This window comes from Suilimivivens sp. (assembly GCF_037359455.1).
Classification (GTDB): Bacteria; Bacillota; Clostridia; order Lachnospirales; family Lachnospiraceae; genus Suilimivivens; species Suilimivivens aceti.
The window spans coordinates 22,965-36,929 of sequence record NZ_JAXXXI010000009.1 but is presented as its reverse complement, the minus strand read 5'-3'; the positions used below and the strand labels follow the sequence as shown (position 1 = coordinate 36,929).

General features: G+C 38.7%; 16 protein-coding genes. 10 read left to right on the top strand and 6 right to left on the bottom strand.

Features of this window, described 5'->3' with window-relative positions; genetic code table 11:
* Positions 1-9: 9 nt before the first annotated feature.
* Complete coding sequence (guaA, locus tag WJQ40_RS01445; RefSeq protein ID WP_337537675.1) at positions 10-1,551, top strand: glutamine-hydrolyzing GMP synthase; 1,542 nt, start codon at positions 10-12, stop codon at positions 1,549-1,551.
* 249 nt (positions 1,552-1,800) lie between these two features.
* Here guaA and WJQ40_RS01440 read toward each other — a convergent pair whose 3' ends face one another.
* Positions 1,801-2,142, bottom strand: coding sequence for a hypothetical protein (locus tag WJQ40_RS01440; protein ID WP_262574799.1), 342 nt, complete (start codon positions 2,140-2,142; stop codon positions 1,801-1,803).
* A gap of 207 nt (positions 2,143-2,349) precedes the next feature.
* On the opposite strand from WJQ40_RS01440, the gene WJQ40_RS01435 reads away from it, so the two are divergent.
* The 3 genes from WJQ40_RS01435 (at position 2,350) to WJQ40_RS01425 (ending at position 3,784) form a co-directional block, all read left to right on the top strand.
* Positions 2,350-2,607 carry a type II toxin-antitoxin system HicA family toxin gene (locus WJQ40_RS01435; RefSeq protein WP_055054195.1) on the top strand — a complete coding sequence of 86 codons (258 nt, stop codon included), beginning with the start codon at positions 2,350-2,352 and terminating at the stop codon, positions 2,605-2,607.
* Positions 2,591-2,953 (top strand): type II toxin-antitoxin system HicB family antitoxin, encoded by a 363-nt coding sequence (locus WJQ40_RS01430; protein WP_087275051.1) that lies wholly within the window; start codon positions 2,591-2,593, stop codon positions 2,951-2,953. Before WJQ40_RS01435 ends, WJQ40_RS01430 begins: the two co-directional genes overlap by 17 nt.
* Positions 2,954-3,019: 66 nt before the next feature.
* Positions 3,020-3,784, top strand: coding sequence for a hypothetical protein (locus tag WJQ40_RS01425; RefSeq protein WP_337537674.1), 765 nt, complete (start codon positions 3,020-3,022; stop codon positions 3,782-3,784).
* Between the two features lie 425 nt (positions 3,785-4,209).
* Here WJQ40_RS01425 and WJQ40_RS01420 read toward each other — a convergent pair whose 3' ends face one another.
* A complete protein-coding gene (locus tag WJQ40_RS01420) occupies positions 4,210-4,548 on the bottom strand; it encodes a transposase (protein WP_262574803.1) in 339 nt (112 codons plus the stop codon).
* A 334-nt stretch (positions 4,549-4,882) separates the two neighbouring features.
* On the opposite strand from WJQ40_RS01420, the gene WJQ40_RS01415 reads away from it, so the two are divergent.
* From WJQ40_RS01415 to WJQ40_RS01395, 5 genes are all read left to right on the top strand, one after another.
* The gene (locus tag WJQ40_RS01415; RefSeq protein ID WP_262574804.1) at positions 4,883-5,242 is read left to right on the top strand and encodes a restriction endonuclease subunit S; all 360 of its coding nucleotides are present in this window, start codon (positions 4,883-4,885) and stop codon (positions 5,240-5,242) included.
* Between the two features lie 175 nt (positions 5,243-5,417).
* Positions 5,418-6,293: an Abi family protein gene (locus tag WJQ40_RS01410; RefSeq protein WP_337537673.1), complete on the top strand. Its 876-nt coding sequence runs from the start codon at positions 5,418-5,420 to the stop codon at positions 6,291-6,293.
* A 179-nt stretch (positions 6,294-6,472) separates the two neighbouring features.
* Positions 6,473-9,202, top strand: a complete 2,730-nt coding sequence (locus WJQ40_RS01405) for an AAA domain-containing protein (RefSeq protein WP_337537672.1) — start codon at positions 6,473-6,475, stop codon at positions 9,200-9,202.
* 31 nt (positions 9,203-9,233) lie between these two features.
* Positions 9,234-9,713 carry a hypothetical protein gene (locus WJQ40_RS01400; protein WP_337537671.1) on the top strand — a complete coding sequence of 160 codons (480 nt, stop codon included), beginning with the start codon at positions 9,234-9,236 and terminating at the stop codon, positions 9,711-9,713.
* Between the two features lie 31 nt (positions 9,714-9,744).
* Positions 9,745-10,548, top strand: coding sequence for a DUF4299 family protein (locus tag WJQ40_RS01395; RefSeq protein WP_337537670.1), 804 nt, complete (start codon positions 9,745-9,747; stop codon positions 10,546-10,548).
* A 19-nt stretch (positions 10,549-10,567) separates the two neighbouring features.
* On the opposite strand, the gene WJQ40_RS01390 is transcribed toward WJQ40_RS01395, so the two are convergent.
* The 4 genes from WJQ40_RS01390 to WJQ40_RS01375 are packed head-to-tail and all read right to left on the bottom strand — an operon-like array spanning position 10,568 to position 12,730.
* Positions 10,568-11,035 carry a hypothetical protein gene (locus tag WJQ40_RS01390; RefSeq protein WP_337537669.1) on the bottom strand — a complete coding sequence of 156 codons (468 nt, stop codon included), beginning with the start codon at positions 11,033-11,035 and terminating at the stop codon, positions 10,568-10,570.
* Positions 11,032-11,472, bottom strand: a complete 441-nt coding sequence (locus WJQ40_RS01385; RefSeq protein ID WP_337537668.1) for a LytTR family DNA-binding domain-containing protein — start codon at positions 11,470-11,472, stop codon at positions 11,032-11,034. The genes WJQ40_RS01390 and WJQ40_RS01385 overlap by 4 nt, the downstream gene beginning before the upstream one ends.
* The gene (locus tag WJQ40_RS01380; protein ID WP_337537689.1) at positions 11,473-12,138 is read right to left on the bottom strand and encodes an ABC transporter permease; all 666 of its coding nucleotides are present in this window, start codon (positions 12,136-12,138) and stop codon (positions 11,473-11,475) included.
* Positions 12,044-12,730, bottom strand: coding sequence for an ABC transporter ATP-binding protein (locus WJQ40_RS01375; RefSeq protein WP_337537667.1), 687 nt, complete (start codon positions 12,728-12,730; stop codon positions 12,044-12,046). Before WJQ40_RS01375 ends, WJQ40_RS01380 begins: the two co-directional genes overlap by 95 nt.
* A gap of 381 nt (positions 12,731-13,111) precedes the next feature.
* Here WJQ40_RS01375 and WJQ40_RS01370 point away from each other — a divergent pair, with 381 nt between their 5' ends.
* The gene (locus WJQ40_RS01370) at positions 13,112-13,951 is read left to right on the top strand and encodes a TIGR02452 family protein (RefSeq protein WP_337537666.1); all 840 of its coding nucleotides are present in this window, start codon (positions 13,112-13,114) and stop codon (positions 13,949-13,951) included.
* Positions 13,952-13,965: the final 14 nt, after the last annotated feature.

Genomic DNA, 13,965 nt, shown 5'->3' with positions numbered 1-13,965 from the left:
AGAAGCAGCGTGGAAAGAGAAACAGTTATCGTACTTGACTTCGGCGGACAGTATAATCAGCTGATCGCCAGACGTGTCAGAGAATGTAATGTATATTGTGAGGTACATCCTTACAGCATGAGCCTTGAGGACATCAAAAAGATGAACCCGAAGGGCATTATTTTTACCGGAGGACCAAGCAGTGTATATGCTGAGGAGTCTCCGAGATGTTCCAAAGAAATTTTTGAACTGGGAATTCCGATCCTTGGTATCTGCTATGGTTCCCAGCTTATGTCCTACCTTCTTGGAGGCAGCGTAAAGACAGCACCTGTCAGTGAGTATGGTAAGACGGAAGTGACCGTGGACAAATCCTCTGTGCTTTTCCATAATGTATCAGAAAAAACGATCTGCTGGATGAGCCATACAGATTATATTGAGGCAGCTCCTGCAGATTTCAAGGTAACAGCGCATACACCGGTATGTCCGGTAGCGGCAATGGAGAATCCGGAGAGGGGACTTTATGCAGTACAGTTCCATCCGGAAGTCATGCATACACAGGAAGGTATGAAGATGCTTTCCAATTTCGTATATCAGGTATGCCACTGCAAGGGTGACTGGAAGATGGATTCTTTCGTGGAGACAACGATCCAGCAGATCCGTGAAAAGGTAGGAGACGGCAAGGTGCTCTGTGCACTTTCCGGCGGTGTGGATTCCTCTGTGGCAGCAGTCCTTCTGGCAAAGGCAGTAGGCAAGCAGCTTACCTGCGTATTTGTAGATCATGGTCTTCTCCGCAAAAATGAAGGAGATGAGGTAGAAGCAGTCTTTGGCCCGGACGGCCCTTATGACCTGAATTTTATCCGTGTGAATGCACAGGAGCGTTTCTACAGCAAGCTTGCCGGTGTGGAAGAGCCGGAAAGAAAGAGAAAGATCATTGGTGAAGAGTTTATCCGTGTCTTCGAGGAAGAGGCCAAGAAGATCGGTAAAGTAGATTTCCTGGTACAGGGTACCATTTATCCGGATGTGATCGAGAGTGGCCTTGGCAAGAGTGCTGTGATCAAATCTCATCACAACGTAGGCGGATTGCCGGATTATGTAGATTTCAAGGAGATCATTGAGCCGCTGCGGCTTTTGTTCAAGGACGAGGTTCGTCGTGCCGGTCTCGAACTTGGTATTCCGGAGTACCTCGTATACCGTCAGCCGTTCCCCGGTCCCGGCCTTGGTATCCGTATCATCGGAGAGGTTACTGCCGAGAAGGTCCGTATCGTTCAGGACGCAGATGCAATCTACCGTGAGGAGATTGCCAAAGCCGGTGTGGACAAGGGTCTTGGTCAGTACTTTGCAGCCCTTACCAATATGAGAAGTGTTGGTGTCATGGGTGATGAGCGTACCTATGATTATGCAGTGGCACTGAGAGCCGTAAATACTTCTGACTTCATGACAGCAGAAGCTGCACAGATCCCCTGGGAGGTACTTGCCAAGGTGACCAGCAGGATCGTGAATGAAGTGAAGGGCGTGAACAGAGTCATGTATGACTGCACGGGGAAACCACCGGCGACGATTGAGTTTGAATAAAAAGGTTGTTAAAGGGCAATATGGTTTATCGTCTTTAGGGCAAAAAACTATATCGTCAACAATAAAATAAAAAGTATCAGAGACCATAAGATGAGTCCAAGTTTTCCTCACCTTACGGTCTCTTTTATTTTTATTTCATATTAGCCGAAAGCCTTGTAGAATCAATGTTTTATGAATTATGAGAAAGAATCTGAGCAAGAGCAGCATATATTACTTTTTATGTGCAAATGGGTACGATTTGGGTACAAGTTATTTGTATTTAGACATGACTTTTCTAACTAAAATAACGATTATTTTTTTTAACTGTATATACAAAAAGGCTACGACTAAACTAATAATAACTGCAAATGTTAAATAAATTATATTACCTTTTGTGACTTGGGCGGCATATTTTGCCTTAACAAATTCTAGCTTAACTAGAATAAAAACATATGGAACTATTAGAAGAATAAATGCAATACAATTTCCGATGAAAGCAGATCGTGAGTTGAATTGTTTTTCTTCTTTTTGAATTTGTGCATTTTTATAATTTTCGAAATCTTCTTTTAAAGAATTAAATTCTCCAGATAATTCTGCATTTTTTTGTGTCAACAAATTGTTCTCAAAAATAATATTTTGCAAGTCAGACGAGGGAAATCTTTTTCTGATATAAAACAAATGCATGAGGATGCACTTGAATTTGTAAGGTATTTAAAGACAAAATTCTCATAGTGATTTTTATAAAAATAATGTATAATACATAAAAAAGATTGACACCATATACGACACCACATATAATATACGTAGGAGGTATAACAAATGTCAAAGTGGGATAAACTGATAACACGTATATGCAATTTATCGAAAGACCTCCGATTTGATGAGTTACGGAAGGTATTGGAAAGCTACGGATACGAAATGAATGCACCAAGAAGTGGAAGCAGTCATTACACTTTCAGAAAGCAAGGGTGTATGCCAATTACAATACCAAAGCATGAACCAATCAAGAAAGTATATGTAGAAATGGTAAGGCAGATTGTAGAAAGTGAGGCGAAGAATGATGAAGACGCTGAATGATTATATGACAATGTCCTATCGTATGGAAATTGTGGAAGACAAAGATGAAGGCGGATTTGTAGTTTCTTATCCGGATTTGCCTGGTTGCATTACTTGTGGTGAGACAGTGGAGAGTGCGGTAGCAAATGCACTGGATGCAAAAAAAGCATGGATTGAAGCTGCATTAGAAGACGGTGTAGAGATTCATGAACCAGACAGTCTGGAAGACTATTCTGGACAGTTTAAATTAAGAATTCCACGAAGCCTACACAGATCACTGGCAGAGCATTCTCAGAGAGAAGGAATCAGTATGAATCAGTATTGCGTGTACCTTCTTTCCAGAAATGATGCAGTGTATTCAAAATAAAGAATGTGTAGGGTTGGTAAAGAGAAATTTACAGGCTATAAAACAATTTAATAGTGGAGGGGTACAATGGATAAGGTATGTTTTATAATAACACCTATTGGAAAAGAAGGTACAGAAATACGAAAAAATGCAGATGAAGTTTTAGAATATATTATCAATCCAGTCTGTGACTCGTTTGGTTATTCTGTTGTGCGAGCTGATAAAATGACAAACAGTGGATTAATTACGAAGGCGATTATAGAACAAATTATTTCTGCTGATTTAGTAATTGCTGATTTGACTGGAAGTAATCCAAATGTATTTTATGAATTAGCTATTAGACATTCATATCGTAAACCGGCGATTCAGATTATAAAGGGAGATGTGAATATACCTTTTGATATAGCTAATATGAGAACTATATCATATGAAACAACATTGAGTGGTGCTGATTTAGCTAAGAAGGATATTGAGGCTATGATGCAAGCTATTGAAAATGGTGAAACGGTTCATAACCCAGTTAGTGAAGTAAGTGCATTGTTAAATATATCAGAGAATAGTGCAGTAGAAAATGCGGAGATATTATCAACATTGTTACTAGAAGTGCAACAAATTCCAGATAGTATGAAAGAACTTGAAAGCAATATTGAAACTAGATTTTCACAAATGCTTTCTGCATTTATAGAAACAATAAAACATGAACAAGTTGGTAGTGCTGTTAAGCTAGAGGACAAATTACTTGAAATTTTTATGAATAAGTTGATGGAGAATCCACAAAAGGGAATGCAGAGTTTTGATGCATTAATGAAATTACAAGAAAAGATGGATAAAGCCCAAAATAATCAAAAATAAAAGTTCTGGCAACAAATTGGCAACAGAAAATCAGTGAGCCAAAGTAATATATACAACTGAAATAAAAAAACGGCAAAAAAGATACAAAACTTAAACAAATATGATTAAGTTTTGTATCTTTTTTGCCGAGTTTGAATAGTAAACACAGCTTCAGAAACAGCGAAAACAAGCCATTTCTGGAGCTTTTTTCTTTTCGTTAATACCTATATGATACCTGTTTGGGCAGTACCGGGCTTATTTTGGAATACTGCAAAAGGTATTTAAGGTATTTCTATTTCTTACAAATCTTTTTCTTTTCAAAATTTCCCATTTTATAAAAAATCGTAATAATACTACGACTTTTATTTCGAAATTCGGAATATCTCTCGGTTTTAATCAGCTTTTGGATATTTTATCATTTTATGTGTAGGAGAAATCAACTACCACTAAGTTGGGTAGTAAACAGTAGATTTAGAGAAAGACTCTCCACAGAGTTCTTCCGTTACTTTTTTGACATTTCTGGTTGATATACCCTGCACTACCATTTCCATCATGGTTGTAATTAAAGCTTGCTCATTACGCTGGTAATTCTCGAATAAGGAAGTCTTAAATGGGACATTACGATGTCTAGGAACTTGTAATTCAATCTTTCCGATGCGAGTAGTTAATGACCTTGTCCTGGTTCCGTTTCTGTAATCAGAACGTTCCAGAGAACGTTCATAGTTATTAGCACCAAGTTGTTCGGTAGATTCAGCTTGAAGAACCTGATTAAGTAAAGCTTCCATAAGCTTGCCGAATGCTTCATCCTTAGTTTCTGAAAAAAGTCCTACAAAAAATCACTATCTAATGTAAAATGTAATTGAGCTATGGGTTTCATCCTTTCAATTTTGTTTTGTGTGGTAACTTAATTATAACTGGAAGATGAGCACTTGGCTCTTTTTATATAGATTTGTAATTTACACCATTATATAGACTTTATCATGGTGTTTATACACTTCTTATCTGATGTTGTTGAAAAGATGAATAATCAACGTGAGAAAAATAATCTGCCGCGAAAAACGGTAAAGTTAGCCGTTTTGTTGCCAGTTTCAACAGCCATTGGTTCAAAGAGCAAGATAATTGCTGATAGAAAAGAGAAATGCGATAACCATAGGAGATACAACAGCAACATGCTTCTATCAAGATGAGCAGTTTATTACCGGAGATCATATGATAGTTATAAGGGCAGATTGGCTGAATAAATATACCGCTATGTTTATTTTGACATTTCTAAAAAATGAGCAGTTCAAATATTCATATGGACGTGCTTATTTAATGGATAGAGTTAAAGAAACAATAGTAAAACTTCCGTATAAAAAATCTGATGATGGAAGCCCTTTATTAGATGAAACACATAAGTATTCAGATGAAGGATATATACCAGATTGGGATTATATGGAGAAATATATTAAGTCATTACCTTATGGAGACAGAATATAAAGAGTAGAATTATTTCTGCTACAAAGTATTTTGGATTATTTAATAGTCTAAGACAAACAACAACTTTTTATTGATTTTTCTGAAAAACTTGCATATAATATCTATTAACAGAACCCAACACGCCTCTCAACGATGCGGACCACGTTGGGTCTTTTAATTTTAAGGAGAATATTGTATGGGAGAACTTAAAAAGCATCAGCCTCCTATGACAATTGATGAACAGGTCGAAAATCTGAAAAGTATTGGTTTGATTGTCGATGATGAGGCGTATGCAAAGAAAATACTTAATGATATTTCATATTTTAGGTTAGTAAAGGCATACAGCCTTAATCTGAAAACGAAAAATGGTTGTTATAATAAGCAGACAACATTTAAGGAAATAGTGGATTTATATTTGTTTAATGCAAATTTGAGACAGATTATTTTTCCTGAGATTGAAAAGGTTGAGATTAACGTAAGATGCAGATTAGCTAATTTTTTTGCTGAGCAATATGGTGTTTTGGGATATCTGCAGGCGGAAAATTTTGCCAATGAGAATTATCATGCAGAGTTTTTGAAAGATATCAATGAAGAAATAGGACGAAACTCAAAGGCACCATTTGTACGTAATTTTAGAGAAAACTATGAAGGTGGTTACTTGCCGATCTATGCATTGGTAGAAGTTTTTAGTTTTGGTACACTATCGAAGTTTTATAAGAATATGCTTAATAAGGATAAAAAGGCTATTGCAAAGACATTTGGTGTAGGTTATACATATTTCGAAAGCTGGTTGGAGAGCATATCGTATGTGAGAAATATCTGTGCACATTACGGAAGAATATATAATGCCAAGTTGTCCAAGACACCCATATTATATAAGGAGTACACACAAGCCGGAATAGGGAATAATAGAATATATGGTGTGCTTTTATGTTTGAAACATTTGCTAAAAAATGATACACATTGGAATTTGTTTGTGGATAATATTGAGCTTCTTTTTGACAAATATGAGTGTGTTCAGATTAGTACGATGGGATTTCCGGAAAACTGGAAAGAGTTGCTTCAGCACTAAGAAGAATTATTAAAATAGTGCTTGTGTATCTTAATCTTTGGAGCCCAAAGTTATAATAATGCAAGCAAGGGATATTGGAGTTAACATAAATTGGTTATTTATGAGTTATTGTAAATTCTTTAAAATAACTATGAAGGAAAAGTGGAGGAGAAGGATATATTGAAGAGGCTTGTTAACAAATGAATACTAAGAATAATATGCTTATTATTAAAGGGGAGATTAAAACCTCTGAAGTAATAGCCTGTCAATACAACCAGGATACTCACAAGTGGGATGTAAAATTTAAAAACGGAAAGCTTTATGCATACACATATTCGAATGTGGAATGGTTAAAAACCCCGGAATCATTGAATCCTAATTTGTACCGTCTCAGCAGAGAGAGACGGCCTTTTTTTAATGTGACAGCCATATATGTATTTAAAGGAGAGTGTGAGTACTGGCATATCTGTTTTGGAGACGGCAGTGAAAGGGATTACAGGCGGGATGACCTGACCATTGAAAAATCTGTCTTAAGTCAGAAGCAGGCAATGAGTGTGCTTGCATATATAAAACAGATTGCGCAGGTAAGCAATCTCAGGAATGAAGAAACTGGTGAAAATCTACTGACAAAACAATATGAAAAAGTAAATTTTGTAGGTGAGAACATTGTGCTGGCGAAGTATTTAAATCCGGCATTACTTCAAAAGGGCAAAGATAAAAAAGAATGTGGATTTGTACCTATTTTTCCGTTTGGTTGTAATAACAGTCAGTATAAAGCTGTTAAAAATGCGATGGAAAGTCAGATCAGTATTATTCAGGGACCGCCAGGGACCGGTAAGACGCAGACAATATTAAACATAATTGCTAATATTTTGATGCAGGATAAAACAGTGCAGATCGTTTCCAATAACAATGCGGCGACAGAAAATGTATATGAGAAATTATCTTCGCCTCGTTATAATTTGGGATTTATAGCGGCGACATTAGGAAAATCCGATAATAGGAAAAGCTTTGTTGCTAATCAGAATATAAATTATCCTGATTTTACAGCCTGGAAAACAGAGGATGACCTGACAAAATTACAGCAGCAAATAGCAGAACAGTCAACACAGTTAAAATTTGTTTTTGATAAAAAGGAGAAACTGGCCTGCTTAAAACAGGAACTTTCAGGTCTGATTACAGAGCTTGAATATTTTAGGCAATATATTGAGGAATCTGATGTTGATACAGAACTGATAAAGCTAAGCAGAAAATTATCATCAGAGGACTGGATGACGTTATGGCAGGAGAGCCAGCTGATTTCTGAAAAGGAAAAAACAACGGGATTTATATTTAAAATCAAGGCTCTCATAAGATATGGAATAATAAGCTGGAACTTCTATAAACAGGATATTGCCAAAATAATTATAACCTTTCAGGCAATGTATTACTGTGCGAAGCAGGCAGAGCTGTCAGATGAAATTGCTGAGATAGAATCTTACTTGGATAATGTTGATCAAAAGTTGCTCGATAATTTATGTGATGGATCCATGAGACTATTGAAGAATAAATTGGCTGGAAGATATGGGGAAAATGACCATCGCAGAATATTTAGTGAAGATGATTTAAAGAAAGAGCCCTATAGCGTTTTGCAAGAGTATCCAGTTATATTAAGTACAACATTTTCTTCAAGAAATAGTTTGAATGCTGATGTGGTTTACGATTATCTTATTATGGACGAGGCATCACAGGTGGACATAGCAACAGGGGCATTGGCTCTTTCCTGCGCCAGAAATGTTGTGATTGTGGGTGATACGAAACAATTACCCAATGTGATCCCAAGTGAGATGAAGAATACCGTAGATTCTATATTTGACAGCTTTCAGATTAATGAAGGTTATCGATATACAAACAGTTTCCTGCAGTCTGTTTTGGATGTTATGCCAGATGTAACACAGACGTTGTTGCGTGAGCATTACAGATGTCATCCGAAGATAATCAATTTCTGCAATCAGAAATTTTATCGGGGAGAGCTGATTATTATGACCACCGATAGAGGGGAGCAGGATGTGCTCTCGGTAGTTAAAACAGTGGTTGGGAATCATGCACGTGATCATTATAGCCAACGGCAAATCGATGTGATAAAGAATGAAATTCTACCTAAGTATGCGCCTGATCCACAGGAAACGGGAATTATATCACCTTATAAAAATCAGGTAGAAGCATTGCGGAAAGAAATTACAGACATTGATGCTGCTACAGTACATAAGTTTCAAGGGAAAGAGAAAGACAACATTATTATATCTACTGTAGACGATGAAATTTCAGATTTTGCAGATGATCCATATTTAATCAATGTGGCAGTATCGAGAGCAAAAAAGAAGCTGATGCTTGTTGTGACAGGAAATGAACAGCCAAAAGAACGGAATATAACAGATCTGATAGACTATATTCAGTATCACAATTTTGAAGTAACGGAAAGCAAAACCTATTCTGTTTTTGATTATCTTTATACACAGTATACAAAAGAGAGAATAGAATATCTGAAAAAACATAAAAAGATATCAGAATTTGATTCAGAGAATTTGATGTATTCCCTGATTGAAGAAATTATTGCTGATAATAAATATTCATTTTTAGAGGTTGTCTGTCATTTTCCTTTGAGTACCCTGATCAGGGATACGCAATTATTAAATGAGCAGGAAGACAGATATGTAAAGAATTCGTCTACACACCTAGATTTCCTGATATATAATAGAATCAGTAAAAAGCCTGTATTGGCCGTGGAAGTTGATGGATATGAGTATCATAAAAATGGGACAAAGCAGAATCAAAGAGATTTAATGAAGAACCACATCATGGAAGTATATGGTATTCCTTTGCTGAGATTTAAAACAAATGGCAGCGGGGAAAGAGAGAAAATAACAGAGATGCTGGAAAAACAGCTTTAATTAAGATAAGAGGCAGGAACAGAGGTATAGAATGATGAAAAGAAACCTGAAATTGATATCGTTATATATAGCTGCACTATTAGTATTAGCCACAGTCGGCTGCGCCACTAAAGAGAACAAAGAAACAAATAATTCTGCCGCTGCAGAGACAGCAGATCTTTTATATCAGGCAACCGTTTCACCGAATGAACAATATGCAGAATCGGATGAAGATGTCGTATACTATACGGTTGAGGTTTACCAGAATGAGGAAAACGACATCATTGTCAGTGCAGATTCCAATTCAGAGTTTTTTGACAGGATGCAGTACGTGATTCTGTGCAATAAGAAAATTTTGGAAGCTGACATTCAGGTGGAGTGGACGACACTTATGGGGAATCCCAAGCCAGCAAAGGACGATCAGTTAGCGGTAGCACAGGTGACCATATCAGAGAATGGTGAGATCATCAGTCAGAGAAAAATCAACTTTGCCAGAAAAGTGATTGAAGTTATTGCGGATGCAGGCAATTAGAAAGCAGACAATTAAATGAGGGGGACAGGAAATGGCTTTTACACTGGTGATCAACCGTAAAGGATTGTTTGGAAAAGTAAAAAATATCCAGATGGCTGTGCTGTACAATGCAAAGCGCACAGGACGGGGTATCTTTTTTGATGGAAGCAGGATTGCTGACGGACAGGTTACGATCAGCTATAACATTCCGACGACCAAAACAGAGATCCATGACTTCATACAGGTGGCAAGGGAGATAGAGAGGCAGTTTAAGAAGGCTTCTTTCTATTGTACAGAAGAGAAAAGAAATTATACGATTGATGAGCTTGAAAATAAGGAAGAAGCCATGGCAGCATTCAGCCTGGAAAGCCTGCACCGCTTCTGCAATGATCTAGAGATGAAGCAGTGCATTTTGACACTTGCCCTGTATCCATGGTTCATGGAGCCTGAAAAACGGGAATATTATAAGACCTGTCCGGATCTCAATGATTTTGAAGAGACGATTCATGAGCTGCAGGCAGGGGATTTTTACTATGCGAAGCTTTCCCTGATGAAAAATAGAAATGATGGCAAGGTTCTGGCAGTTTATACGCTGACAGATGAATGCGCAAGTATTTTCCCGATGGATGCGAAAGCGTTCCTGAATCTGGATGGCATTCAGGTGGATGAGGGACTGATCAGCTTCTGGATCTATGGAGAGCAGAGGAGAGTGGAAGGTCTTTATCCCTATGATAAGTTTGTCGAGTATATGATGAACCATGGGGCAACGAAATTCGATGCCAGTCATATGAGGATTCCGGGGAATGTTACAAGGGAAGAGATCGATAAGATGATTGCGGGTATAGGCCAGGAATAAAGTGGAATAGTAATTATGATTATTTTTGCATTCTTCCAAGAGCCTGCTCCATTTTGTTGTTCTCGGTCTTTTCCTTTAGCCGGCTGATCGCAACACTGGCTGCAGTACAGGCTGCAAAGGACAGTGCAAAGCCAGCCCAGGCAGACAGGTCATCGATCGGAAACCAATCAAACAGGATGACAAAGATGACAATGGTAAGGATAACGGTTGTGAAAAACAGGATATTCCTGAGAATCAGAGCCAGATTTTGGATCCATCTGTCAGTGAGGAAAGTGATCTGAGCAAGGGAAATGATCACAGCCAGAAAAAAAAGCTGCAGGATCGTTGCGATGGAAAAGCCTTGGCGGCCAAGAGCGAACAGGGAAGAGTATTCTTTTACGCTGTCACCGATTGTTAGTCCAAACAGGACAAAAAGAAGCAGAATGATGCCGAAGGTGGCAAATACCTGACTGATATAAGTAAAGATTGTTTTATTATTTTCCATCATTGAATTCCAAGCCTCCTTCTGAGTTCGTCTGCGTACATGCGGGATACAAGGATCTGTTCTCCATTCTCGAGCGTAACCCGTATCTTGCGGTTAATATCGGCCTTTAAGCTTTTTACTTTCTTCAAGTTCAGGATGCTCTGTTTGCTGGCACGGAAAAAGCCCTGTTCCAACAGCTTCTCTTCCATCTCGTAAAGCCTGAAATCTGATTCGAAGGTGGCATCTTCGGTATAAACGAAGGTGCTGCGTTCTACGGCTTCTATATAAAGAATTTTCTCAGTATCGAGTAGGTGAGTTTCCCCATCTCTTTTCACTGCAATCTGCATATTAAGCATTCTGATCAGAGAAATCAGCTTTTCTGTGTCTGGTGTCAGCCGGGGCGTGTGAATAACGATCGCTGTGTCGGAATATGCCTCGTCCACATCAATTTCTATTTTCATCTATTCCAGTCCTTTTCTTTTATAAATTACAACGTACACACCTGTTATAATGATAGCATTGATCAGAATAATGGCCAATGCTTCTCCGAAAACAGAGGAAGCAAGGCTGGCATCAGGTATATGATCCAGGCAGAGCTTGAGCTGCTGGGTATAAAATATCCGGGCAACCTTACGAATGCTGTCATTAAACATGGAGAGCATCGGTAAAAAGGACAATATCATCATGACCGGCATGGTCAGAGAGGTTGCGGCCATCTGATTCTCTGCAAAGATGCCCACACAGGCACCAGTCAGAATCGAAAGAAGAAAGCCGGCAGCCATGATCAGCATATAAAAAGGAATAGCAGTCAGGGGCAGCCCGGAGGCCATAACACCTGCTCCTGCCATGCAGATCAGAAAAGCATAAGAACCAGTTCCAGCCAGATACTGCCATGGTTTTACATTTGCCATCATAAGCACCCGCAGGGTGTTTTTCTCTTTTTCTTCTGAGATAATAGCGGCCATAGCGGTCAGTGGTGCCATGCCGATGTACATGGTAGAAAACAGCCTTGTAAAAAAGAGTTCCGGCATATCATTCAGGGTAATGGCGTGTTCCATGATCAGGGTCATGACAGGGAAAAGAAGGAACTGGATCAGGACAGTTTTGTTTTTCAGTGTATCCTTCAATTGCTTTTTTAGGATAATGAAAACGTTTCGCATAGATGATTCCTTCCTGTTTCTTTTTCAGGATAAGCTGGTGGATCATTTGCATGGAAGCCGGATCCAGTCCACTTGTAGGTTCATCCAGAAAAAGGATTTCCGGGGAATGTATAAAAGCACGGGCAAGCTTCAGCCTTGCAGTCATACCTTTTGACAGACAGGCAGCAGGCTTTTTCAGAGAATCGGCAAGGCCAACTGCAGCCAGTGCGTCTGCGGTTCTTTGATGAGAAATTTCATAAATATCTGCATAGATATTCAGATTGTCTGCACAGGTCAGCCGTTCATAAAGCCCGAACTGGTCCATCATGATTCCCATTTCTCGTTTATCTTCGCCGGTCAGTGTTTCTACCTTTTTCCCAAAGACAGTGACGGAGCCTTCGTCAGGGGAAAGCTGCCCGGTCAGTATTTTGATGAGGGTTGTTTTGCCGGCACCGGATGGACCAAGAAGGCCGAAGATCTGGCCTTTGGAAATCGAAAAGCTGATATCACTAAGGACAGCTTTCTGTTGAAAGGACTTCTGTAAATGCTGACATTGAATAATGGATTCTGAAGTTGACATGATGTTGCTCCCTCCTGCCCTGCGCTGATATTCTGACGGTAACAGAAAAATCTGCGCAGGGCAATGGGGAGAAACGTAAGCTGCCGATAGGGCGGCATGAGTTGCCGGATATTAGATCGTCCCGTTCTTTTCAGCCTGATCTACCTCACCGGCAATTTTTTCCTTAGAGGATACACCGACAGATAATGTCATATGGAGAGATGGTACATACCTGGATGAATATAAAAACCCTGTTTGGTGTAATGAGAAGGAAAATGTATATTTATTAGATTGTGGCTGCGGATTTAAAAGTGGAAGACTGGCCTGTATCTGTTTAGAGAGTGGGCAAAGATATTATTCAGAGTAATCAGGTAATCCTGGAATAATTGTTGGAGAATGATCATGGGAAGAAATGAAAATATAGCGATATTTAAAGATACAGAAAAGCTATGCAGAACAAATAGAAGAATTAAGGAGTCTCTGGAAAATTCAATTAAGCTGCAGAAGCTTATTTTAGAAGGGGATAAGATCAAAACACCAGAGCTTACCCTATATGATACGGAAGCCAGGGTTCTTGTTTCAAGGAAAAGAACATATGAGGCTGCAGGTCATTACAAAAATCAGAAGGTGGCTGTACATAATTTTGCGTCAGCATCCAATCCGGGTGGCGGAGTAATAAGCGGAGCAGGTGCTCAGGAAGAATGTCTCTGCAGATGTTCAAGCTTATATTTTTGCCTTAATACAGACGCAATGTGGAAAGGATTTTATTATCCGCATAGAAATGCGCATAATCCAATACATAATGATGATATCATTTATACTCCTGCGGTGACCGTATTTAAAACGGATACGGCATTACCCAGACTTATGACGGAAAATGACTGGTTTGATGTCGATGTTATAACATGTGCAGCACCAAATCTTCGATTAAGACCCACAAATAGGTATAATCCGGCTGATGGAGATGCAGTAAGGGTGAGGGATAAAGATCTGTTGTTATTACATGAAAAAAAGTTAAGAAGAATGCTCGATGTTGCTGTCATGGAGGGAACTGAAACTATAATACTTGGTGCTTTTGGATGTGGAGCCTTCTGTAATAATCCGGAGGTAGTTGCACTAGCCAATAAGAATGTGATAAAAGATTATTTACATGCGTTTAAGAACATAGAATATGCGGTTTATTGTAGTCCTGGGGATGATAGAAATTACCGGATTTTTGAAAGAGTTTTGAGACTGGTTTGACTTTAGGGGAGTGA